The following is a 22695-nucleotide window of genomic DNA, read 5'->3' as shown; positions in this document are numbered from 1 at the left end:
CGGGACGATTCAAAGACAATGGGCGGCATGCTAACACTCCGACCCGTACTCCCAGCTGAGGGCCAGGACACGTGAGCGCGGGCCGCAGGCCGGCACCCGGCCAGGTACGCATCATCGGCGGCAACCTGCGCAATTCGCGCCTGCTGGTGCCGGAACTGCCTGGCCTGCGGCCGACCCCGGCGCGCGTGCGCGAGACGGTGTTCAACTGGCTGGCGCCGGTGATCGCCGGTGCGCGCTGCCTGGATCTTTGCGCCGGCACCGGCGCGTTGGGCATCGAGGCGTATTCGCGCGGTGCGGCCAGCGTGCAGTTCGTCGAGCGCGACGCGCAGGCGGCGCAGGCGCTGCGCGCGAACCTGGCGCGGCTCAGGCTGACCTCCGCGGTGGTGACGACGGCGGATGCGACGACTTTCCTGCGCGGGGCAGCGCAGGCTCACGATCTGGTCTTCCTCGACCCGCCGTTTTCGCTCGACCTGTGGGCGCCCCTGGCCGGGCAACTGGAAGCGGGCGGCTGGCTGGCCGCGCAGGCGCTGATCTACGTCGAATCGCCCCGCGCCGGTGTCCCCGGGCTGCCGCCGAACTGGTCGGTGCATCGCGAGGGACAGGCCGGCGAGGTGCGTTTTGCGCTCTATCGGCGTTCGCTTCCGTCAAGGCAACGCTGATCAAGTATCGCCGCCGTCATGATGACTGGAAGGCCCGCAGGTGGTGCTGCGTGGCGCCGGCAAGACTGGCTGTCTTGCCAAGCCGCGCGGCATCGCCTGCGGGCCTTCCAGTCATCACCTCATCATTTCAGATTCAACACGTTGAGGCCCACCCTCTCTGTTCGCATACCTTCGGTCCGCCGCCTCGACAGACGGCCAGTCTGCCTTCGTCGACGGCCCTGTGGTCTGCGAACAGAGAGGGTGGGTGACGGTGGTGATACTTGAGCAGCGTTGCCTTAAGCTAAGGGCCACACCGCCGTCGGCGACTTCATGCCTTCCGTGAGAAAAAATCTGGGGAATCCCCGCCTGGCCGTCTATCCAGGCACCTTCGACCCGATCACCAACGGCCATGCCGACCTGGTGACGCGCGCCGCGCCGCTGTTCGACCGGGTGATCGTGGCGGTGGCGGACAGTTCCACCAAGGGGCCGCACTTCAGCATCGGCGAGCGCGTGGCGCTGGCGCGGCTGGCACTGGCCGACCTGCCCAACGTGGAGGTGCGCGGCTTCGATTGCCTGCTGGCGACCTTCATCGAGCAGGTGGGCGCCGGAGTGATCATCCGCGGGTTGCGGGCGGTGTCGGATTTCGAATACGAATTCCAGCTGGCCAGCATGAACCGGCATCTGATCCCGCAGGCGGAGACCTTGTTCCTGACGCCGGCCGAAGAATACAGTTTCATCTCCTCGTCACTGGTGCGCGAAATCGGCCGCCTCGGCGGGGACATCTCCGGCTTCGTGCATCCGGCCGTGCAACAGGCGATGCGCCAGCGCTGGCAGAAGTCGCTCCATCCATCCAACCAGCAACCCGAAGCAGAAGGTGATGACCATGCGTAAATTCGTTCTCATTGCGGTTGTCGCGCTGAGCGCTTGCCTGGGCCTGAGTGCCTGCAACAAGCAGGGCGACGAACAGACGGCCCAGGAACAGGTGCAGAAGGCGCCCAAGCCCACCGACATCAATGACGCCAAGGCCTGGAACGCCTATCTCGGCCAGTTGGTGCAGGCCAACCTGCAGGGCATGAAGGCGCCGCAGCCGTATGCCTACTTGGTCACCCCGGGCCTGACCGAGGACCAGCAGGCGCAGAACGCTCGGCAGTTGCAGGGCGTGCAGGACACCGTCGCCCGCGGCGTGCTGCCGGGCAACCTGCTCGCATTCGGCGGCCCCAGCTCCGCGGCGACCTCCGAGTTCGTGGTCGACGCGTTCAAGAATGCCAACCCCGGCTCGTTCAAGGACGTGATCGTGGTGTTCATCGGCGACAAGGCCGACGAGCAGAAGGTGGCCGACGCGATGAAGCCCACCGGGGCGACGTTCCGCTTCGTCGAAATGTGATGAAGCAGGGGTGAGTGCAGGGGAGTGAGGGAAGTCCGCTTTCTCTCACTCCTCGTTTCTCACTCCTGACCTGCCGTCATGTCCCTCAAGATCCTCGACTCCTGCGTCAATTGCGACGTCTGCGTACCGGCGTGCCCCAACCAGGCGATTTCGCTGGGCGAGGAGTATTACGTGATCGATCCGGCGCTGTGCACCGAGTGCGTGGGTCATCACGACGAACCGCAATGCGTCGAGGTGTGCCCGGTGGAGTGCATCATCAACGATCCCGACCATGTCGAATCTCCCGCCGAGCTTGAATTGAAGTATCGGCACCTGATGAGCAAGGAGTCCGTGGCATGAGCATCTCCTTCGATTGGCGCGCACTGGCGCTCGGTCTGTTGCTGAGCGGCGCCGCGGGCTTCGCGCCGGCGGCTTCGGCGAAACAGGCGCCGCAGGCCGCACCTGCCGCGCAGCGGCCGGGCCATGCCGCGATCGCCAGTGCGAATTTCCTGGCCACGCGTGCCGGCCTGGAGGTGTTGCGCAAGGGTGGCAACGCGTTCGATGCGGCGGTGGCGGTGGCCGCCGCGCTGTCGGTGGTGGAGCCGGAGAGTTCGGGCATCGGTGGCGGTTTCATGGCCGTGCTGCATCGGGCCAGTGACGGCCGCAACGTGTTCATCGACGCCCGCGAGACCGCACCGGCGGCGGTCGATCCGAAGGATTACCTGAAACCCGACGGCAGCCCGAATCGCGACACCGCGCTGACCGGGCCGCTGTCCGCCGGCATCCCCGGCGAACCGGCCGGGCTGGCGCTGCTCGCGAAGGATTACGGGCGGTTGTCGCTGCAGCAGTCGCTGGCGCCGGCGATCCGCATCGCGCGCGACGGCTTCGTCCCCGATCCGCGCCTGCATGGCGCGATCGTCTCCGAGCAGAAATTGCTCGAGCGCTGGCCGGCCTCGGCCGCGAAATACCTGGTGGACGGGCAGCCGCCGGCCGAGGGCGCCACCTGGCGCGACCCGGACCAGGCCAGCACGCTGGAGGCGCTCGCGCGCCACGGCCACGACGGTTTCTATCGCGGCGAAGTCGCACGCAAGCTGGTCGACGCGGTGCGCGCGGCCGGCGGCAACTGGACGCTGGCCGACCTTGCCGCGTACCGGGCGAAGGAGCGCACGCCGATCAGCCTCGACTACCGCGGCTACCAGGTCATCACCGCACCGCCGCCGTCCTCCGGCGGCGTGGCGATCGCCGAGATCCTCAACATCCTGTCCGGCTACGACCTGACGAAGATGGATGCCGCCACGCGCGTGCATTACATCGTCGAGGCGATGCGGCGGGCTTTCCGCGACCACAATGATTACCTGGGCGACCCGGATTTCGTGAAGATGCCGCTGGACATGCTGCTGTCGCCGTATTACGCCGACGGCCTGCGCCAGAGCATCCTGCCCGACCGCGCCACGCCCTCGTCGATGCTGCCGCGCGCCGAACCGGCCAACGCGGGCATGCACACCACGCATTTCTCCATAATCGACGCCGACGGCAACATGGCCGCGGTGACGCTCACCGTGAACACCACGCTGGGCTCGAAGTTCGTCGCCGCGGGCACCGGCGTGCTGCTCAACAACGAGATGGACGACTTCGCGCTGGTGCCGAACAAGCCGAACGTCTACGGCCTGCTGGGCAGCAAGGCGAATGCGCCGGTGGGCGGCAAGCGCATGCTGTCGTCGATGTCGCCCAGCATCGTGATCGGGCCGGAGCGCACCATGGTGATCGGCTCGCCCGGCGGCTCCACCATCATCACCCAGGTGCTCGAGGGCATCCTGCATTTCATCGACGGCCAGGACGCGCAGCAGATCGTGGCGCACAAGCGCTTTCATCATCAGTACCTGCCCGACGTGGTCATGACCGAGCCGCAGGCATTCGATGCGGGCACCGAGGCGAGCTTGACGAAAATGGGCTATACCCTGAAGCAGCGCGAGCCGTGGGGGTTCATGAACGTGGTCACCTGGGATCGCAAGACCAACCAGCTCGACGCCGCCAGCGACCCGCGCCGGCCGTCGGGCCTGGGCCAGGTGCAGTAGGCGCCGGCATGATGGGTTACGTCCTGCATCCTCCCTCGTTTCCATCGGCACGGGTCGCCTGATGGAGCTGGGCAAGGGCATGTCCTGGCGCCTGCTGGCGCTGAACATCATCGGCGCCCTGCTGGTGCTCGCCGGCATCGGTCTGGAGGCGCTCAACGCCAACAGCCTGATCGATTTCCGCCAGGCGTCCGTCCGGCACGGCGGCGAGGCGATCGAACTGGGCGCGGATGCGCTGCCGCAACCCGGCCAGCACGGCTACATGGCACGCCTGGCCGGGACGCCACGCGTGGTCGAGGCGCCGCACGACCCGGAGTTCAACCAGACCGCCAATACACCCGTGCTGGTGCGGCATGTCGAGATGTTCCAGTGGCGGGAGATCAGCATCGGCGGCAGCGTCCACTACGAACTGGACTGGGTCGACCAGCCGGTGGATTCCAGTCGGTTCCGCGACGTTCGCGGGCACGTCAATCCCGGTCGTTTCCCGATCGAAAGCAAGCAGTTCGACGCCGGACTGGTGCAGATGGGCGGCTTCAGGCTCGGCCGCGTGCTGGTGCACGCCTTGCCCGGTTCGGAGCTGATCGAACCCGACCCGGCGGCGCTGCCGCAGAACCTTGCCGTCACCTTCAGCCGTTATCAGGATTACCTGGTGACCAGCGCCCATCCTGGCGATCCGCGCCTGGGCGACCTGCGGGTGAGCTGGAGCGCCGTGCCGCTGCAGCAGGTCACCATCGTGGCACGCCTGGATGGCGCCCGGCTGGAAGCGGCCGCCGATGCTCCCGATGGCAAGGGCTACCAGGTGCAGGTCGGTGACGTGCCCTTGCTGGCGCTGTTTCCCGACCTGCCGGTGCCGCCGCAGTACGTGACGCTGTGGCGGGTTCTCTCCGTGCTGCTGGCGGCGCTGGGCGCACTGGCGCTGCTCGCGGCCCAGGGGCGCCGCCGTGACCCGCTGCTGGCGCTGGGCCTGGGTTCGATCGGCGTGGGCGCCGTCGCCAGCGTGTTGTGGTTGGGGGGCGAGAACGCCCATGTGCTGGGCGGCTGGGTGGTAGTGACCCTGGTCGGCGTGGCGCTGTCGGTCTGGTGTCTGCGCCGGCAAGATCACTGACTTGGACCCGTTCACCCTGGGCGCAGGCCGAAGGCCGCACGCGGAGAATGGCCATGGACAGCCACAGTCCTGAGGAGCGAGGAAGTCGAAAGGCACGCCGGCGACGGGCTTCCCGATAGGCGCCGCTTCGACTCCGCCCGCTGCGCGGGCTACGCTCAGCGCGAGCGGTCGGGCATCACGGACTGCTTTTCCGCACCGTCGTGCTCGATGAACCACAGCCCCGCGAACAGCTTCGGGTCGATCGAGTAGCCCTCGGCCGCGCGCGCGAACAGCCAGGCGCCGGCCTCGCGCCGCGGCACCTCGTGCACCACGATGTTCTCCGTCTCGTCGCCGCCACCAGGGCCGATCTTCTGCAGGTCGCGCGCGCGCACGAAGGCGATCATCTCGGTGCTCATGCCCGACGACGACGGGCCGCGGTGGATGAACTCCACGCTGGCGCAGCGGTAGCCGGTCTCCTCCTCCAGTTCGCGTTGCGCCGCCACCAGCGCGCTTTCGTCGGCCTGGTCGGCCAGGTCGCCGACCAGGCCGGCCGGCATCTCGATCGTGTTCTGCAGGATCGACACGCGGTACTGCTCGACGAACAGCACGCGGTCTTCCGGAGTCACCGCCACGATGATCACCGCGCCCGCCGGATTGTTGCGCTCGGCGTACTCCCAGCGGCCCCGCTTGCGCAGGCTCAGCCAGCGGCCTTCGCACAGGGTTTCCACCGGCGCGCTGGCGTCGGCGGGGATGGGGTGGGCGGTGTCGTTCATCGGTGCTCGCAGGTCGAAGCCGGAACGTCCATGGTGGCCCGTCGGGCGCGGCGCGACAAGCGGCCGCGTCAGCTTGCAATGGCGCGCAGGCGGCTGCGGGTCAGTGGGCCGAAGCGCAACTGCTCGCACAGCGCGTCGAGCTGATCGACCGGGCGAGGCCGGCGCTGCAGGACTTCGACTTCGCCGACGCCGGGAGCATCCAGTGCGATCCGGGTCAGCCGGCGGCACATGCGCGCCTGTTCGGCATGCTGGCGCAGCCGCGCCGCGCAACTGGCCGCGCCACGAAGGCGCAGGAAGGCCACTTCGTCGATGCGTTCGAGCAGGGCATCCAGGCTGCCGAAGTGGGCGAGCAGGGCCGCGGCGGTCTTGGCGCCGATGCCGGGCACGCCGGGGATGTTGTCCACCGCGTCGCCGCACAGCGCGAGATAGTCGGCGACCTGGTGCGGATGCACGCCGAGCTTGTCGTGGACGCCGGCCGGCCCCCAGCGCAGGTTGCGCGCGTAATCCCACTGCTCGTCGTGCTCGCCGAGCAGTTGGCCGAAATCCTTGTCCGCCGACACGATCACGCTGCGCCAGCCCAGCGCGCGCAGGTTCCACACGGTGCTGCCGATGAGGTCGTCGGCCTCGTACTCGTGGTCGATCATCAGATGCACGCCGAGCGCTTCGGTGAGCGCCCGGCACTGCACGAACTGCCGTTCCAGATCCGGCGGCGGCAGCTCGCGGTTGGCCTTGTAGGCCGGGTAGATCGTGTTGCGGAACGAGCTGGTCAACGAGGCGTCGAACGCCACCGCGACATGCTCCGGCTGTGCCCGCTCCAGCAGCTCGCACAGGAAGCGCGCATAGCCGTGCACGGCGTTGACCGGATGGCCGTCGACGTCGTGGAACTCGTCCGGCATCGAGTGCCAGGCGCGAAAGACGTACAGGCTGCCGTCGATCAGGTGGGCAGTGGGAAGATGGACGTCCGGACGTCCGATCGCTGCGTCGTTCACGGCGTCCACGTGCTCAGCAGGTCGTCCAGCCCCGGGCGGTCACGGTCGGGTACCTCGACCTGCGGCGTGCCCAGGTGGATGAAGCCGACCACGTGCTCGTTGGCGGCCAGGCCCAGCAGCGCGGCGACCTCGCGGTCGTAGGCGGCCCAGCCGGTCAGCCATTGCGCACCGTAGCCCAGCGCGAAGGCACCGAGCAGGATGTTGTAGGCCACGTTGCCGGTGCACAGCTTCTGCTCGATTTCCGGCACCTTGCTGTCGGCGTCGATGCGCGCGACCACGGCGACCACCAGCGGCGCGAAGGTGTAGCGGTGGCGCTCCTTCTCCAGCTTGGCGCCGGTCATCGCCGGGTTGTTGCGCATGCCGATCGCGGTCACCCGTTCGCCGAACGCCAGCTTGGCCTCGTCGCGCAGCAGGATTAGCCGGAACGGCACCAGCTTGCCGTGGTCGGGTACGCGGATGGCCGCTTCGAGCAGGGCGTGCAGGGTGGCGTCGTCCGGCGCCGGTTCGCCGAGCTGGCGTGCGGGCACGGAGTGGCGTTGCTGCAGCAGGGATAACGCGTTGGTCATGGATCGGTTCGACGAAGGCGGGGCGCTCCATCCTAGCTGGCGGGTCGCCAAGGCGCGAACCGTCGAAGGTAGGGCGGGCACTGCCCGCCGCTTCCCGTCACGCTGTCGCGAAGCAGAAAGCCGGCGGGCGGTGCCCGCCCTACGCTATTTCCACGCCGCCCCTCAAGCCCGCAGCGGCAGCTTGAACGAGCCGGGCAGCAGCGCGGCCACGCTGGTTTCGCGGGTGGCGCCGGTGAGGTTGGCCAGCAGCACCGGGGTGCCCTCGTCGCACAGTTCGGCCATCACCTGACGGCAGGCGCCGCAGGGTGTGACCGCCTCCGGGGTATCGGCGACCACCGCGATGGCCACGACGTCGCCGGGCCGGCAGCCGGCGGCAACCGCGCTGAACAGGGCCGTGCGCTCGGCGCAATTGCACAGGCCGTACGAGGCGTTTTCCACGTTGCAGCCGCCGAACGTGCGGCCGTCGCGGGTGCGTACCGCGGCCCCGACGTGGAAGCCGGAGTACGGCGCATAGGCGTGTTCGCGCACGGCGCGCGCCAGCGCGAGCAGGTCGTCCAGGGCGAGGGGGCTTGCGGGCATCGTGATCTCCGGCGATGACCCCGGTGCTGCATGCAGCGCGATCCGGCGGGCCAGCTTACTCTCGCGCACACGTCCGGATCAAAGCCGACTGCCGCTAAGATGGCCGGAACATTCCACGGGGATCGCACCATGCCTGTCACCATTGCCGCCTTGCGAGAGACTGCCGCCGGTGAGCGGCGCGTGGCGATCACCCCGGAAATGGCGAAGAAGCTGCGCGGCAAGGGCTTGCGCGTGCTGCTGGAGCACGACGCCGGTCGTGCGGCGGGTTTCCCTGACCAGGCCTATGTCGAGACGGAGTTTGCCGATGCCGCCGGCGTGCTGGCCCAGGCCGACGTGCTGGCCTGCGTGTTGCCGCCCGAGGACGCGGTGTTCACGAGCCTGCGCGAGGGCAGCGTGGTAGTCGGCCAGTTGCGCCCGTACGGCGCCGCCGAACGCATTGCCGCGCTGACCGCGCGCAAGCTGACCGCGTTTTCGCTGGAGCTGCTGCCGCGCACCACCCGCGCGCAGGCGATGGACGTGCTGAGCTCGCAGGCGGCGGTGGCCGGTTATCGCGCCATGCTGATCGCCGCCGAGGCCTCGCCGAAGTTCTTTCCGATGCTGACCACCGCCGCCGGCACGATCCGCCCCTCGAAGGTGCTGGTGATCGGCGCCGGCGTGGCCGGCTTGCAGGCGATCGCCACCGCACGGCGGCTGGGCGCGCAGATCGAGGGCTACGACGTGCGCCCGGAAACGCGCGAGCAGGTGGAGTCGCTGGGCGCGAAATTCCTCGACCTTGGTGTCAGCGCCGCCGGCAGCGGCGGCTATGCGCGCGAGTTGTCGGCAGAGGAGCGCGCCGCCCAGCAGCAGGCGCTGGCCGATCACCTGAAGTCGTTCGACGTGGTGGTGAGCACCGCGGCGGTGCCGGGGCGCCCGGCGCCGAAGATCCTCACCACCGCGATGGTCGAGGGCATGAAGCCCGGCGCGCTGATCGTCGACCTCGCCGCCGAGGGCGGCGGCAACTGCGAGCTGACCCGTCCCGGCGAGCGGATCGAGCATGGCGGCGTGACGATCATCGGGCCGCTGAACCTGCCGGCCGGCGCGCCGCTGCACGCCTCGGAGATGTATGCGCGCAACGTGTACAACTTCGTCGAGCTGCTCCTGCACGAAGGTGCGCTGAAACCCGATTTCGACGACGAACTGGTCGCCAGGAGCTGCCTGACGCACGCCGGAGAGACCCGCTTCCAGGGCTGATGGCCGCGGTCATCCGCGACCCTGCTTGAGTTACCGGGGCGGATGCCCGGTGCTGCCGTCGCGGTCGCGCTGCTGGATTCGCTGCTGTCGCTGCTCGGGCGACATTTGACGCCATTCGCGTTTCAGCTGCTCGCGCTGCGCCGGGGGCAGGCTCTGGAAGCGCTCGAAGCTGCGGTGCAAGCGCTGGCGTTCTGCCGGCGACATCTCGCGGAACCGGTGTTCGTTGGCGCGTACCTGACGGCGTTGCTCCGGCGTCATCTGCTGCCATTGGATGATGCGCTGGCGGATTTCCTCGCGACGCTCGGGCGGCAGCGTGGTCCAGTATCGAGTCCGGTGCAGCAGGTGCGCCTGCCTGCGTGGCGACAGCTGATCCCATTCGTCCTTCAGTGGTGCCAGCATCTCGCGCTGGTTTGGTGCCAGGCCGCTCCACGGGGTGCGTGCAGGTGTCTCCTCGCTCGCCGGTGGCGGCGCGGGCGTTTGCGCACGCAGTGGCGCGGCCACGGCCCCGAGCAGGGCAGCGAGCAACAGCGACAAGAGGGTAGGCAGCGGCTTGTTCATGGGTTCAGCGTGAGGTCGGTTGCCGGTCGTTGGCGGCGAGCCAGGCGTAGAAATCGAGATTCTGGTACAGGCCCGGGTCGACCTGTTCGGCGTCGGGCGGCAGCTCGTTGTCCGCGTCCTGCGGGGCAGTGCCGGCTGCCTGGTTCACCGGCGGCGCGGGCGCGTGCGGCAGCGGCTGCCACACCATCATCACCGCCAACGCCATGGCCGCCAGCGCGCCGGTGGGGATCAGCCAGCGCACCGCCTGACGATGCGGTGCGGTTGACGACTGCAGCGCTTCGCGGCGGGCGGCGCGCAGTCGCGCGGCCGTGCTCGCGTCAAGATGTTGCGCGGCCTTGCGCCACAGCTCGCGCGTGCGCTGCTTGAGGCGCTGTTCCACGGGTTCGTGCTGATGCTCGTGCTCGGGCGAGTTCATCGCCAATCCTCCAGTTGGTCGCGCAGCTGATGCATGGCGCGCGACAGATGGGTTTTCACGCTGCCTTCGCCGCAGCCCATGGCGCGCGCGGTTTCCGCCACGTCCAGCCCTTCCAGCATGCGCAGGATGAAGGCCTCGCGCTGGCGCCTGGGCAACTGCCGTACCGCGGCGGCCATGTCCGCGTACGACTGGGCGTCGTGCAGCCGGCCCAGCGGGTCCTTGCCCGGGTCGGCCGGCTCCCACACGGGCAGCTCGTCGCCGTCGTCGTCATGCCCGCCGCCGAGCCAGCCGACCACGATCGAGCGCACCTTGCGCCGGCGCTGCAGGTCCACGACGCGCCGGCGCAGGATGCCCCAGAACAGCGGCGCCCATTCCGCGGCCGGCTTGTCGCGATAGTGCCGTACCAGCCGCAGCATGGCGTCCTGCACCGCATCCATGGCGTCCTCGCGGTGGCGCAGCTGCAGCTCGGCCATGCGGAACGCGCGGCGTTCCACGTCGGCCAGGAACGCATCCAGCGTGGCCGGAATCGCGCGCGCATCGCCCAGCTCGCCTGCGGCGAGCAGGTCGGCCTCGAGCATGCCGGCGGCGGCATTCACGGCCGACGCTCCGCCGCCATCGGTGATGTCATCGACAGGCTCCATCGGTGGTTCCTGCCTGTTCAACGCGGCAGGCCTGCCAGGGTTGACCGCCTGCGCGAGCCGCGCGGCGCCGTGCACCGATCGACGCCCCGGCCTCGACGCCCGCCGGGCTTCCCGTATGATGCGGGTTCGGATGCATCCTGGCGGGCGGCTCTCACGGGGGATGGGCTCATGATCGACGGTTTCCTGGCGCTGTACATCTTCATGCTGGCCGCCTTTACCGGCTATGAAATCATCGCGCGAGTGCCGGTGATCCTGCACACACCGCTGATGTCCGGCTCCAACTTCGTGCACGGCATTGTGCTGGTCGGGGCGATGATCGCGCTAGGCCACGCGAACACGCCGTTCGAGATCGCGATCGGTTTCGTCGGTGTGCTGCTGGGCGCCGGCAACGCCGCCGGCGGCTACGTGGTGACCGAGCGGATGCTGGAGATGTTCAAGTCCAGCAAGCCTGGTGCCGGCAAGGAGGCCAAGTGATGAGCTGGCTGCCCACCATCATCAAGGCGTGCTACTTCCTCGCCGCGCTGCTGTTCATCCTCGGCCTGAAACGCATGAGCTCGCCGCGCACCGCGCGCGGCGGCATCGTGTGGGCCGGTTACGGCATGCTGCTGGCGGTGCTGGCCACGTTCTTCCTGCCGGACATGCACAACCGCGGGCTGATCATTGCCGCAGTGCTGATCGGCGTCAGCGCCGCGTGGTGGACCGGTCGGCGCGTGGCGATGACCGCGATGCCGCAGATGGTGGCGCTGTACAACGGCATGGGCGGCGGCGCGGCGGCGGCGATCGGCGCGGTGGAGCTGATCGGTTACGCGCGTTCGTCGGGGCTGCTGCATGCGGTGCCGGATACCTCGCCGCTGCGGCCGGAAGCCTGGGCGGTGAACGGCCTGCCGCCGGCGCTGTCGCCGACCGAGCTGGCGCTGGGCGTGCTCGGTGCGCTGATCGGTGCGGTGAGTTTCTCCGGTTCGATGATCGCCTTCGCCAAGCTGCAGGGCTGGATGGACAAGCGCTTCGTGTTCCCCGGCCAGCGCGCGGTGAATCTGTTGCTGCTCGCCGCGGCGGTGGTGGTCGGTGTGCTGCTGGCGATCGGTCATGCCAGCCCGGCGCTGATTGCGGCGTTCTTTGCGCTGGCGCTGGCCTTCGGGTTGATGATGACGCTGCCGATCGGCGGCGCCGACATGCCGGTGGTGATCTCGCTGTACAACGCGTTCACCGGCCTGGCGGTGTCGTTCGAGGGTTTCGTGCTTGGCAACGAGGCGATGATCATCGCCGGCATGGTGGTCGGCGCCGCCGGCACCCTGCTCACGCAGCTGATGGCCAAGGCGATGAACCGCTCGATCGGCAATGTGCTGTTCGGCAGCTTCGGCGCAGCCGGAGGCGAGGCGCAGGCGATCGAGGGCGCGCAGAAGCCGGTCGATGCCGCCGACGCGGCGGTGATGATGGCCTACGCCGAACGCGTGGTGATCGTGCCCGGCTACGGCCTGGCCGTGGCCCAGGCGCAGCACAAGGTGTGGGAGTTCGCCCAGTTGCTGATCAAGCGCGGGGTGAAGGTGAAATTCGCGATCCACCCGGTGGCCGGCCGCATGCCCGGCCACATGAACGTGCTGCTGGCCGAGGCCGGCGTGCCGTACGACCTGATCGCCGACATGGACGACATCAACCCCGAATTCCCCGCCACCGACGTGGCGCTGGTGATCGGCGCCAACGACGTGGTCAATCCGGTGGCCAAGACCGACCCGGCCTCGCCGATCTACGGCATGCCGATCCTCGATGTGGTGAACGCGAAGCAGGTAATCGTGATCAAGCGCGGCAAGGGTACCGGTTTCGCCGGCATCGAGAACGCGCTGTTCTACGCTGACAACACCCGCATGCTCTACGGCGACGGCCAGGCCGCGGTGGGCGAGCTGGTCAACGAGGTGAAGGCGATCGACGGCTGAAGCCGACTCTCCGTAGGGCGGGCACGGCCCGCCGGCTTTTGCTTCACGGATTGAAAGGCGGCGGGCGGTGCCCGCCCTACGCGCGTGTGCCGCGCTTTCTGCGCGAGGCGAGCCATCCGGCCAGCGCCATGGCCAGCACGGTCCACGCGATATCGGCGGGAGTGAGGCCCATGCGCGCCAGCTGCCACAGCATGCCGAGGCCGGCGGTGCGCATCGCCTCGATCAGGTCCAGCCCCATGCTGCCCGCGACCTTCACGCCGGCGATCAGCAGGTTGACGTAGATCGCCGACAGCCCGGTGGCGCCGGCAGCCAGCAGCATCGCCCCGGTGCCTGGCCGGTGCACGCCCGCGCGGATGACCCACGCCAGCGCGACGCCGATCGGTACCGCCAGCCAGGGCAGGGGATGGCGCGAATACAGCGCCGCCACCATCCACGCAGCGCCGGCGGCAAGTCCCAGCATGGCGGCGCTGAACAGTGCAAACAGCAGGGCAGGCATGCTGCTCGCCCTCATCGGTGGTGCCCCGCCAGGTGGGTGCAATGCATCACTTGATCCGTCGGCAAAGCGGCCATCATACCGTGCGCTGCGCGCCGCGACGGACGGGCAAAACGTCGCCTCATCTCCCGCCGGGCTGATCTGGAACAAGCGGCCGCGCGCCGCGGGCGGCATAATGGGCACTTCGGTACGGCATGTGGCCGCGCCTGTGGATACGGGAAAGTCGTCGGCATGAGTGGTTTCAGTCTGAGCAGCGAACCGGTCACCCTGGTGCGTGATTGCAGCGCGGTGATGGTGCCGCAGGGCGAGGTGGTGACGTTGCCCGCGGGCCAGATCGGCTACATCACCCAGGCCCTCGGCGGCAGCTTCACCGTGTACGTGGAGGGCAACCTGTTCCGCGTGGCCGGCGACGATGCCGATGCGCTTGGCAAGGATCGGCCTATCCCGATCGAGGTGCCGCCGGATGCGACCGACGCCGACGTGGAGAAGCTCGCCTGGGACCAGCTGCGCACCGTGTTCGACCCGGAGATCCCGGTCAACGTGGTCGATCTCGGGCTGGTCTACGACCTGAGCATGGAACACGGCGAATCCGGCGAACGCAAGGTCTACGTCAAGCTCACCCTCACCGCGCCCGGCTGCGGCATGGGCGACATCCTGGTGGACGACGCGCGCACCAAGCTGGAGATGATCCCCACCATCACCGAAGCTGACGTGGACCTGGTGTTCGACCCGCCGTGGAACCACTCGATGATGTCGGACGAGGCGAAGCTGGAAACCGGCATGCTCTGAACGGGCGCAAAGCCCGTTCGAAATATTTTGCGCCGCGCGAGCAGCCCGCAGACGCCGACGCGCAGAGCTACCCCACGACGCCAGTCGGGAGAATGTCCGCGTTCGCGAGAATGGCGGCAGACAAGGTCATTCGAGAGTTTTCCAGGCGCATGCCGCGCGTTGCACTGGTGCCGGCAGCGCACCCGTCGATGCGTGACCGCGGTCACCCGGCGTAGGAAAAAATCGGATTGTCAGTCCATATCGCAAGTAATAACGTCGCCGGGTCCGCCATCTGGGAGGCTGGGGGATGATCCCGTGGCGACGTCATCGTCGTCTTGCAGTCAAGCGTCCAGGTGCTGTCCCTGCAGGGAACCTCAGGGGGAAGGCAGCCACCGGCGGACGTAGTTCGGGATCGCCGGACCGCTGACGAATACCAACGCCGTGTCTTGCACGGAAATTCTTGCATGGGGCTTTGCGGCCGCATCGGGCGCGTTTGTCCCCAATTCTTCCAGGAGCTCATTACATGCCCCATCCATTCCGCCTGAAACTGCTGGTGGCCGCCATCGGCATGGCCACCGCCACGGCTGCCACGGCCGCCAACACGAAAGCCCTGCATGCACAGAACCTGGGCGCCGTCCCCGTCGCATCACTGGCCAACCGCCTGAACCTCGGCCAGGACATGACGCTGGTGCCGCATGCCGCGGTGGCGCTGGCCGGCCAGCATCGCGTGGTGCGCCAGCAGCAGATGTACCAAGGCGTGCCGGTGTACGGCCGCAGCATCGCCGTGGTGCAGGACGCCCAGGGCAATGCCTTGCGCGCCACCGGCGAACTGATGCAGCAGGCCCAGCAGTTGATCTCGGTGCGGCCCCGGCTGGACGCGTCGCGTGCGATCGCGGCCCTGAAGGCGCACGCACACACCGTGCTGGTCGGCGGCGTCGCGATGGAGAATGCGCGGGCCGACCTGTTCGTGTATCCGCAGGAAGGCGCGGCGCCGCGACTGGTCTACCGGGTTTCGTACTTCGTCAACGGCGCCGCGCCGACGCGCCCCACCGCGATCGTCGACGCCAACACCGGCGCGGTGATCAAGAGCTGGAACGGCCTCACGGATGCCTCGGCCAACGGCCCGGGCGGCAACCAGAAAACCGGCGAGTACATCTACGGCACCGACTACGCGGCGCTGGACGTCACCCAGTCCGGCAGCACCTGCACGCTGCAGAACGGCGACGTGAAGACCTACAACCTCAACCATGGCAGCAGCGGCGGCTCGGTGGTCAGTTTCACCTGCCCGACCAGCAACACCGACGCGATCAACGGCGCGTACTCGCCGGTCAACGACGCCCACCACTTCGGTGGCGTGGTGCACGACATGTACCAGTCCTACACCGGCGCGCCGCCGCTGAGCATCCAGCTGCTGATGAAGGTGCACTACCGTTCCAATTACGAGAACGCGTTCTGGGACGGCTCGGCGATGTACTTCGGCGACGGCGCCAGCACGTTCTATCCGCTGGTGTCGCTGGACGTGACCAGCCACGAGATCAGCCACGGCTACACCGAGCAGAACTCCGGCCTGGAGTACAGCGGCCAGTCTGGCGGCATGAACGAGGCGTACTCCGACATCGCCGGCGAGGCGGCCGAGTACTTCGACCGCGGTTCGGCCGATTTCCTGGTCGGCGCGGACATCGTCAAGGCCAGCGCGGGCATCGGCGACGCGCTGCGCTACATGTGCAACCCGTCGCAGGACGGCGGCTCGATCGACAACGCCTCCCAGTACTACTCCGGCCTCGACGTGCACTACTCCAGCGGCGTGTACAACAAGTCCTTCTGCGTGCTGGCCAAGACCAGCGGCTGGGACGTGAAGAAGGCGTTCCAGGTCTACGCGCTGGCCAACAAGGTGTACTGGACGGCCACCTCGACCTTCAACTCCGGCGCTTGCGGCGTCGAATCGGCCGCGACCGACCTGGGCTACGACAAGAACGCGGTGATTGCCGCGTTCAACAGCGTGGGCGTGACCTGTCCGGGCAGCGGTGGCGGCGGTGGCGGCAGCACCACCACCGAGCTGCAGAACAACGTCGGCGTGGGCGGGATCTCGGGCGCTGCCGGCGCCGACAACGACTACTTCATCAACGTGCCGGCCGGTGCCAGCAACCTGGTGATGTCGATCTCCGGCGGCAGCGGCGATGCCGACCTGTACACCAGGTTCGGCAGTGCGCCGACCACCAGCAGCTACGACTGCCGTCCGTACAAGAGCGGCAACTCGGAAAGCTGCAGCGTGGCCTCGCCCGCCGCGGGCAAGTACTACCTGAAGGTGCACGGCTACTCGTCGTACTCCGGCGTCACCGTCAAGGCGTCCTACTCGACCGGTGGCGGCGGTGGCGGTGATACCGGTGGCCTGCAGAACGGCGTACCGGTGACCGGTCTTGCCGGCGCGAAGAACTCGAAGACCTACTTCACCGTCACCGTGCCGGCGGGCAGCGCGCTCACCATCTCCACCTCCGGCGGCAGCGGCGACGCGGATCTGTACGTCAAGCAGGGTTCCCAGCCCACCACCAGCAGCTACGACTGCCGGCCCTACAAGTCCGGCAACAACGAGACCTGCTCCGACAGCAACGCGTCGGGCACGTACTACATCATGCTCAACGGCTACCGCGCGTATTCGGGCGTGACGCTGAAAGCCAGCTGGTAAATCCCCCAGGCGGGCCAGGGATGGCCCGTTGCCGTACCCATGGAGCGGTACCCGCAAGGCAGGCCCGGTCGAATCGTCCGGGCCTGCCTTGTTCCGATCCGGTGATGCGGTCCCGCGCAAACCCGTACGGTGGCACAGCTATACTGCCAGCGCCGACGGTATGGTTCGTCCCCGGGACGGATGCTGCGAAGGGGGACTGCCGGATGAAGTTCTTACATGTCGAGTTCCATGCCTTGCCACCCGTGGCGCTTGCACCGGGGCGCCATGCCGTGCGTCGCCGTCGCCCCGGCTACCCTGCACGCCATGATCTGACGGATCATCGGGCATGGACTTTCCGCAACGCATGATCACGACACGGCACCGCTGCCGCGGCTGGTCGACGACACTGGTCGCTGCCGTGCTGGCCGCGGGCCTCGCCGGTTGCGGTTCGCTGCGCGGCTATTCCTCGGTCGTGGTCACGCCGGTGGCCACGCCGGTATCCGCGGCATCGACTGGAGCGGCCGTGCCGCCTCCGGGTTCCTCGCTGGCGACGATCATCGAGCGGCAACTTCTGCCCGGCCACTACGCCGAGGGCGAACAGGCGCTGCGGCAATACCTGCAGCAGCATCCCGGCGACCGGGCCGCCCAGGGCATGTTGCGCCAGCTCACCGCCGATCCGCAGCGGTGGCTCGGCAGCCGCTCGCGCGCGCATGTCGTGCAGTCGGGCGAGTCCTACAGCACGCTGGCCGATCGCTATCTGGGCGACGCCAATCTCTTTCTGATCCTGGCCCGTTACAACCACGCGACCAACCCCTCGTTGCTGCGCACCGGCCAGACGCTGCGCATCCCGCTGTCGGCACGGGGCGCTTCGCCGGCGGTCGAAGTGGTGGCGACCGATGTACCATCCGCCGATCCGGCACTGGTCGCGGAATCGGCGGTGGCCAAGGCGCGCCGGCTGCAGGACGAGAGCGTCTCCCTGCTCGACCACGGCCAGGGACAGCAGGCGCTTGCCCGCATGGACGAGGCATTGAAGGTCGATCCGCGGCTGAGGCCGACCGGCGCCGAGGCGGCGAGCCTGCGCAGCCGCCTGCTGGATTCCTACCACGAGCGGGCCGTGGTGCTGTACCGCGACCAGCAGCTGGACAAGGCCATCGCCTTGTGGAACCGCGTGCTGGCGATCGCGCCGGATTACGAGCCGGCGGTCGCCTACCGGGCGCGTGCGCTCGAACTCAAGCAGCGACTAAAGCAGTACTGAACCCCATCCCGCAGGAGCCCGCTCGCGGGCGATGCTCTTGAGCCGGGATTCGGGATTCGGGATTCGGGATTCGCGAGAGCAAGAGCATCGCCCGCGAGCGGGCTCCTACGGTGGCGTGACCGGAGCGGGCGTCAAGGTGTCCTCGGCCGCTACCGTCGACATGATGTGCGTCGGGCGGGTGACGTCTTCCTCGCCGACCGCTGGTGCGGATTCGGTGGCGCGGCGCTGGCGGGTCTGCAAGGTGCTGTTCATCAGGTTGAAGGTGGCGAACAGGCGCCCGAACTCGTCGCGGCGTGCCAGCCGGATGCGATGGGCGAAGTCGCCGCGGGCCACCCGCAGCAGGGCGTCGCCGAGCAGGTTCAGCATCATCAGCGGCCGGCGGAACAGCCAATACGCGGCGCCGACCACGGCCGCCAGGGTCAGTGCCAGCACGAGGGCGATCACCCCCAGCGTGGTCTTCTGCGCCGCGCGAAGCTCCGCGTTGCTGATACCCAGGCGCAGCTCGCCGATCGTCTTCGTCTGGTAGAGGATCGGCACGTCGAACAGCAGCATGTCGCCTTGCCCTTGCGCGGCGAGCAGCTTGCGACCGATTTCGTCCTGCTGCGTGCTGGCGATGATCTCCCCGCTGCGATCGGCGATTGCCAGGTAGTGGATCTGCCGGTTGCGCGAGATGTCCGTCACCAGCGCGCGCGTGGCCGCGTGATCGCCGAGCAGCAGGTTCTCGGCGGATTCACCGGCGATCATGCGCCCCATCGAACTGCCGAAATCCAGCGCCAGCCCGGTCACCGCGGCGTGCTGCTTGGCATAGATCGCGGCCAGCCCCAGCACCAGCACCAGGCTCAGGATCGCGCCCAGGCTGCTGGCCCAGCGCAGCCGCAATGAAATGATGCGCTTGGCCAGCGGCTTCTCGCGTTCGCGTTCGTACTCGCGTGCCGCCAGGCGCAGGTCGTCGATGATCTCCGCGCCGCGCTGGTAACGCGATTCCGCTGCCGGCGCCAGCAGGGTGCGCGCGATGCTGATCAACATCGACGGCGTGGCCGGGTCGCGTGGCCGGACTGCCGGCAGTGGCGAACGCAACCGCTTGCGGATCAACTGCTGCACGTTGCCGATCTCCGGCCACGGCAACTTGCCGGTGAGCAGCCAGTACAGCACCACGCCCAGCGAGAACAGGTCGCTGCGCGCATCGCTGCGTTCGCCGCGCAGGCGCTCCGGCGCCATGTAGGCCGGCGTGCCGCCGATTTCCGCCGGTCGCCGCAGCGCATCGCGGGGCGAGGCGCGGCGTTCGGCAATGCCGAAATCGCTGATCTTGGCGTAGCTCCAGCCATCGGCCAGCATGATGTTCTCGGGCTTGATGTCGTGGTGCAGCACGCCGCGGGCATGCGCGTAATCCAGCGCGGCGGCGAGCTGCCCGATCAGGTCGATGATCGCCGCCAGCGGCGGAAATCCCTCGCGGCTGACCTTGCCGGCAAGCGTCTCGCCCGGCAGCCGCTCCATCGCGATGTACGAGCGGCCATCGTCGGTCTCGCCGACGTCGAAGATGGTGACGATGTGCGGATGGGTCAGGTGGCCCGCGGCGCGGGCCTCGATCAGGAACCGGCTGCGGTAGGCGGGGTCGGCGGCGATCTGCTGGTGCAGGCATTTGATCGCCACCTTGCGCTCGATGTCCGGATCGAAGCCGGCATAGACCACCGCCATCGCGCCTTCGCCGAGGACGCCCTCGATGCGGTAGCGGCCGACCTTCGAGGGCGTGGCGCCCGCGCTCACGGCGACCGCAGCCACCACCAGATGACGGCACCGGCTGCCAGCAGCACGACGGCAGCGCCGATCCGGCGCCAGGGCGCGCGTTTCGGCTGGTCGTGCTCGCGGGTCAGGAACACGAACTCGGCCTGGCCGAGCCGGATGTGATCGCCATGACACAAGGCCACTTCGTGGATGCGCTTGTCGTTGACGAAGGTGCCGTTGGTGGAGAGCGTGTTCATGATGACGCAGCGGTCATGCTGGTGGGTGATCCACGCATGGCAGCCGGAGACGCTCATGTCGTCGACGACGATGTCGTTGTCGAGCCGGCGGCCGATTGCCTGCCGCCCCGGCCGGATGACGAAGCGGCGGCCCTCGATGCCGGGGCTGCTGCCCTCCAGCACCGGCGCGTGCGCGCTGACGGTGCCATCCACCCCGTCGGCGGCGTCGCTGGCGTATTGCCGCAAGGCCTCCGTCGAGAAGAAACGGGTGCCCTGCGGCCCCGAAGATCGTTCGCCGGAACGACGAAACGGTATTGGCGTGCTGTCGCTCATGGAAACCCCGGATTTCCCCATCCTGTGGGCACTATAGCCAGCCGCGGGGGCCGCGATCGTGATGGCTGCCCCACTGGCGGGCCAAACCGGCCGGCTTGCGGACCCGTCGTCGGCCGCGTGCAGGGGGGGCGAACGGGGCGGGGGCCGGTCAGGACGGCTTCGCTTCCTCGAAGCGGTTTTCCGCGCGGTTCTTGCGCACCTTGGCCGGGTCCCACACGCGGCCGTTCATGGTGATGTAGACGCCGTCCGGCAGGGTCTGCACGGCGGCCACCGCGCACCCGACGTTGAACACCGCGTCGGAGCCCTGGAACCGTGCCGGATTCAGCGCGCCGGTGAGCACGATCACCTTGCCCTTGACCTGCGCCAGCTCGCGCGCGGTTTCCACCATGGTGTCGGTGCCGTGGGTGACCAGCACGTGGCGGTGCGGTTGCGCCTCGATGGTGGAGCGGATCAGCGCGCGATCCTCGTCGGTGATGTGCAGGCTGTCCTTGCGCAGGATCGGGATCACGTCGAACTCGAACGCCACGCCGAGATGGCCCAGGATCTCGCCGATCTGCGGCGAGCCGATCTTGTAATCCGACTTGTCGTCGAAATAGACCTTGTCGATGGTGCCGCCGGTGGTGACGATGGTCAGGTGCTGCATGTCGGAGGGGCCATGGAGGGGATCGCGGCATTTTAGCCCGCGTAGATGCCGCGTGCCTGTAGGAGCGCACCGGGCGCAGGGCGGACAGTGCCCGCCCTACGCGTTAGCTCAGCAGCGACGCGGTGTTGCCGGCATCGGGCGTCACCAGCCGGTCGAGGCCGCGGCCGACGAAGCGGTGCAGTGCCGCGGCGGGGCGCGGGTCGCCGCGCTGGCTCGACCAGCTCGCCTGCCGCGCCAGCAGCGCGGCGGCGGCGCAACGTGCCAGGGTGAAGGCCAGGCCGCGCGCGCCGGCCTCCAGCGTGTCACGCGTTGCCGCGTGCTGGTCTAGCCAGCGCGCCGCCGCATCCAGCGTCTGCCGGATCGCGCTGGCCGCGTGCATGTCGTCGTTGCCGTCCAGCCAGCGGCCGATGGCGTGGCGCAACGCGCCGAGGCTGTCGCCGGCCAGTGCGCGCAGGCTGTCCAGCGAAAGGACATTCGTGGTGCCTTCCCAGATCGCGTAGACCTGCGCGTCGCGCAGCAGTTGCGGCAAGCCAGTGTCCTCGATGTAGCCGGCGCCGCCGAAACATTCCAGCGTTTCCGAGCAGATCTTCACCGCCAGCTTGCCTGTCCACAGCTTGGCCAGCGGCGTGAGCAGGCGCAGCACGGCGGCTTCCTCCGCGCTGGCAGCACCGTGTTCCGCGCGGCCAAGCAGATGGGCGACTTCGAATGCCAGTGCGAACGCGGCCTCGAAATCCGCCTGCATGTTGGCCAGCGTCTGCGCGTGCAGCGGCTGCTCGATCAAGGGGCGGCCAAACGCCTGCCGGCGGGCGGCGAAATCCCGCGCCAGGCTGATCGCCCGCGCCATGCTGGCCACCGCGCAGATCGCGTTCCAGCTGCGCGTGACGTTGAGCATCGGCGCCACCTGGCGCACGCCGTGGGCCAGTTCGCCCAGCGGCCAGGCGGGCAGGCCGTCGAGATGGATTTCCGCGGTGGGCAGTTCCTGCGTGCCCAGCTTGTCCTTGAGCCGGTCGATGACCAGTTCGCTCTTGCGCCGCTCGCCGTCCATCGTCTCGACGTAGAACAGCGCCAGCGCGCCGGTACCGCCGCCGGCGCCTTCCGGGCGCGCCAGCGCCAGCGCCGCCTCGCCGACCACTGCCGAGCTGAACCACTTGCGCCCGTACAGGCGCCATTGGCCATTCGCATCCTGCCGTGCGATCGTCTCGGTGTTGCCCACGTCGGAGCCGCCGATGGTCTCCGTCATCCACTGGCCGCTGAGCCAGAAGGTGGCCGGGTCGCGGCTGAGGAAATGCGGCAGCACGCGTGCGATCAACTCGCGGTTGCCCGAGGCCTTGATCGCGGTGGCGGCGCCGTCGGTCATCGCCAGCGGGCAGGTGTAGAACTCGCTGGCCAGGTGGTACAGGTAGACGCGGGCGAATTCCTCCAGCCGCGCATGCTCGCTGTCCGCGTGGCCGGCGGCGAGCACCGCATGTGCGGTGGTCAGCCGCGGACCTTCCTGCCACGCCGTGGTCAGCTCGATGCGGTCGACGCGCTGGCCCCAGGCACCCCAGCGCGTCAGCACCGGCTTGCGCCGCGTGGTGGTGCAGGTGCGTTGCCACGCCATCAGTGCGTAATCGCCCAAGGCGTCGAGGTCGGCATCGAGTGCGGCGCGCCGTTCGGCGGGAAGCACGCGATCGAGCAGCGCCAGCAGCAGGCGGTCACCGCGATAGGGGTGGGCGAGTTGCGGGGCTTCCTGCAGAAAGGCCAT

24 protein-coding genes are annotated in these 22695 nt (G+C 68.7%); 12 read left to right on the top strand and 12 right to left on the bottom strand.

All coding sequences use genetic code 11. From position 1 onward, the window contains the following. Nucleotides 1-71 precede the first annotated feature (71 nt). The 6 genes from rsmD (at nucleotide 72) to B1991_RS14845 (ending at nucleotide 5178) form a co-directional block, all read left to right on the top strand. Nucleotides 72-659 carry a 16S rRNA (guanine(966)-N(2))-methyltransferase RsmD gene (gene rsmD, locus B1991_RS14870; protein WP_136259455.1) on the top strand — a complete coding sequence of 196 codons (588 nt, stop codon included), beginning with the start codon at nucleotides 72-74 and terminating at the stop codon, nucleotides 657-659. A gap of 309 nt (nucleotides 660-968) precedes the next feature. Further along, nucleotides 969-1529, top strand: a complete 561-nt coding sequence (gene coaD / locus B1991_RS14865; RefSeq protein WP_210772143.1) for a pantetheine-phosphate adenylyltransferase — start codon at nucleotides 969-971, stop codon at nucleotides 1527-1529. Continuing rightward, nucleotides 1522-2022 carry a hypothetical protein gene (locus tag B1991_RS14860; RefSeq protein WP_136259454.1) on the top strand — a complete coding sequence of 167 codons (501 nt, stop codon included), beginning with the start codon at nucleotides 1522-1524 and terminating at the stop codon, nucleotides 2020-2022. Before coaD ends, B1991_RS14860 begins: the two co-directional genes overlap by 8 nt. A 78-nt stretch (nucleotides 2023-2100) precedes the next feature. After that, nucleotides 2101-2361, top strand: a complete 261-nt coding sequence (locus B1991_RS14855) for a YfhL family 4Fe-4S dicluster ferredoxin (protein ID WP_136259453.1) — start codon at nucleotides 2101-2103, stop codon at nucleotides 2359-2361. Continuing rightward, a complete protein-coding gene (gene ggt, locus B1991_RS14850) occupies nucleotides 2358-4076 on the top strand; it encodes a gamma-glutamyltransferase (RefSeq protein WP_136259452.1) in 1719 nt (572 codons plus the stop codon). The genes B1991_RS14855 and ggt overlap by 4 nt, the downstream gene beginning before the upstream one ends. Nucleotides 4077-4137: 61 nt before the next feature. After that, nucleotides 4138-5178: a TMEM43 family protein gene (locus B1991_RS14845; protein ID WP_136259451.1), complete on the top strand. Its 1041-nt coding sequence runs from the start codon at nucleotides 4138-4140 to the stop codon at nucleotides 5176-5178. Nucleotides 5179-5333: 155 nt separating this feature from the next. On the opposite strand, the gene B1991_RS14840 is transcribed toward B1991_RS14845, so the two are convergent. The 4 genes from B1991_RS14840 to cdd all read right to left on the bottom strand — a co-directional run bounded on the left by B1991_RS14840 (nucleotide 5334) and on the right by cdd (nucleotide 8064). Further along, complete coding sequence (locus tag B1991_RS14840) at nucleotides 5334-5930, bottom strand: NUDIX hydrolase (RefSeq protein WP_136259450.1); 597 nt, start codon at nucleotides 5928-5930, stop codon at nucleotides 5334-5336. Nucleotides 5931-5998: 68 nt separating this feature from the next. After that, nucleotides 5999-6928 (bottom strand): 5'-3' exonuclease, encoded by a 930-nt coding sequence (locus B1991_RS14835; protein WP_136259449.1) that lies wholly within the window; start codon nucleotides 6926-6928, stop codon nucleotides 5999-6001. Beyond that, nucleotides 6916-7485, bottom strand: coding sequence for a nitroreductase family protein (locus tag B1991_RS14830; RefSeq protein ID WP_136259448.1), 570 nt, complete (start codon nucleotides 7483-7485; stop codon nucleotides 6916-6918). The genes B1991_RS14835 and B1991_RS14830 overlap by 13 nt, the downstream gene beginning before the upstream one ends. Nucleotides 7486-7647: 162 nt before the next feature. Continuing rightward, the gene (gene cdd, locus B1991_RS14825) at nucleotides 7648-8064 is read right to left on the bottom strand and encodes a cytidine deaminase (protein ID WP_136259447.1); all 417 of its coding nucleotides are present in this window, start codon (nucleotides 8062-8064) and stop codon (nucleotides 7648-7650) included. Between the two features lie 129 nt (nucleotides 8065-8193). Here cdd and B1991_RS14820 point away from each other — a divergent pair, with 129 nt between their 5' ends. Beyond that, the gene (locus B1991_RS14820) at nucleotides 8194-9294 is read left to right on the top strand and encodes an NAD(P) transhydrogenase subunit alpha (RefSeq protein WP_136259446.1); all 1101 of its coding nucleotides are present in this window, start codon (nucleotides 8194-8196) and stop codon (nucleotides 9292-9294) included. Nucleotides 9295-9324: 30 nt separating this feature from the next. On the opposite strand, the gene B1991_RS14815 is transcribed toward B1991_RS14820, so the two are convergent. From B1991_RS14815 to B1991_RS14805, 3 genes are read right to left on the bottom strand one after another with little or no spacing between them, the layout of a single operon-like run. Then, nucleotides 9325-9852, bottom strand: coding sequence for a DUF3106 domain-containing protein (locus tag B1991_RS14815; protein WP_136259445.1), 528 nt, complete (start codon nucleotides 9850-9852; stop codon nucleotides 9325-9327). Nucleotides 9853-9856: 4 nt separating this feature from the next. Further along, on the bottom strand, nucleotides 9857-10267 hold the full coding sequence (locus B1991_RS14810) for a DUF3619 family protein (protein WP_136259444.1): 411 nt from the start codon (nucleotides 10265-10267) through the stop codon (nucleotides 9857-9859). Continuing rightward, the gene (locus B1991_RS14805; RefSeq protein WP_136259476.1) at nucleotides 10264-10863 is read right to left on the bottom strand and encodes an RNA polymerase sigma factor; all 600 of its coding nucleotides are present in this window, start codon (nucleotides 10861-10863) and stop codon (nucleotides 10264-10266) included. Before B1991_RS14805 ends, B1991_RS14810 begins: the two co-directional genes overlap by 4 nt. A 213-nt stretch (nucleotides 10864-11076) precedes the next feature. On the opposite strand from B1991_RS14805, the gene B1991_RS14800 reads away from it, so the two are divergent. Together B1991_RS14800 and B1991_RS14795 are read left to right on the top strand one after the other, a co-directional pair. Next, nucleotides 11077-11382 (top strand): NAD(P) transhydrogenase subunit alpha part 2, encoded by a 306-nt coding sequence (locus tag B1991_RS14800; protein ID WP_136259443.1) that lies wholly within the window; start codon nucleotides 11077-11079, stop codon nucleotides 11380-11382. Next, nucleotides 11382-12839: an NAD(P)(+) transhydrogenase (Re/Si-specific) subunit beta gene (locus B1991_RS14795; RefSeq protein ID WP_136259442.1), complete on the top strand. Its 1458-nt coding sequence runs from the start codon at nucleotides 11382-11384 to the stop codon at nucleotides 12837-12839. Before B1991_RS14800 ends, B1991_RS14795 begins: the two co-directional genes overlap by 1 nt. Nucleotides 12840-12915: 76 nt before the next feature. Here the strand turns inward: B1991_RS14795 and B1991_RS14790 are convergent, their stop codons facing one another. Continuing rightward, nucleotides 12916-13335 carry a hypothetical protein gene (locus tag B1991_RS14790; protein WP_246031189.1) on the bottom strand — a complete coding sequence of 140 codons (420 nt, stop codon included), beginning with the start codon at nucleotides 13333-13335 and terminating at the stop codon, nucleotides 12916-12918. Nucleotides 13336-13563: 228 nt separating this feature from the next. On the opposite strand from B1991_RS14790, the gene sufT reads away from it, so the two are divergent. The 3 genes from sufT to B1991_RS14775 all read left to right on the top strand — a co-directional run bounded on the left by sufT (nucleotide 13564) and on the right by B1991_RS14775 (nucleotide 18017). After that, on the top strand, nucleotides 13564-14121 hold the full coding sequence (gene sufT, locus B1991_RS14785) for a putative Fe-S cluster assembly protein SufT (protein ID WP_136259440.1): 558 nt from the start codon (nucleotides 13564-13566) through the stop codon (nucleotides 14119-14121). Nucleotides 14122-14623: 502 nt separating this feature from the next. After that, complete coding sequence (locus B1991_RS14780; protein WP_136259439.1) at nucleotides 14624-16783, top strand: M4 family metallopeptidase; 2160 nt, start codon at nucleotides 14624-14626, stop codon at nucleotides 16781-16783. Between the two features lie 325 nt (nucleotides 16784-17108). Next, nucleotides 17109-18017, top strand: coding sequence for a LysM peptidoglycan-binding domain-containing protein (locus B1991_RS14775; protein ID WP_136259438.1), 909 nt, complete (start codon nucleotides 17109-17111; stop codon nucleotides 18015-18017). A gap of 105 nt (nucleotides 18018-18122) precedes the next feature. Here B1991_RS14775 and B1991_RS14770 read toward each other — a convergent pair whose 3' ends face one another. The 4 genes from B1991_RS14770 to B1991_RS14755 form a co-directional block, all read right to left on the bottom strand. Further along, on the bottom strand, nucleotides 18123-19781 hold the full coding sequence (locus B1991_RS14770) for a protein kinase domain-containing protein (RefSeq protein WP_136259437.1): 1659 nt from the start codon (nucleotides 19779-19781) through the stop codon (nucleotides 18123-18125). Continuing rightward, entirely contained in the window at nucleotides 19778-20308 is a 531-nt protein-coding gene (locus B1991_RS14765) for an FHA domain-containing protein (RefSeq protein ID WP_168709674.1), read from the bottom strand. The genes B1991_RS14770 and B1991_RS14765 overlap by 4 nt, the downstream gene beginning before the upstream one ends. Before the next feature lie 148 nt (nucleotides 20309-20456). After that, nucleotides 20457-20951 carry an asparaginase domain-containing protein gene (locus B1991_RS14760; protein ID WP_136259436.1) on the bottom strand — a complete coding sequence of 165 codons (495 nt, stop codon included), beginning with the start codon at nucleotides 20949-20951 and terminating at the stop codon, nucleotides 20457-20459. A gap of 103 nt (nucleotides 20952-21054) precedes the next feature. Continuing rightward, entirely contained in the window at nucleotides 21055-22695 is a 1641-nt protein-coding gene (locus B1991_RS14755) for an acyl-CoA dehydrogenase family protein (RefSeq protein WP_136259435.1), read from the bottom strand.

This window comes from Rhodanobacter lindaniclasticus, from assembly GCF_004799035.1.
GTDB classification, from domain to species: domain Bacteria; phylum Pseudomonadota; class Gammaproteobacteria; order Xanthomonadales; family Rhodanobacteraceae; genus Rhodanobacter; species Rhodanobacter lindaniclasticus.
This window is presented reverse-complemented; position numbering and strand designations above follow the sequence as displayed.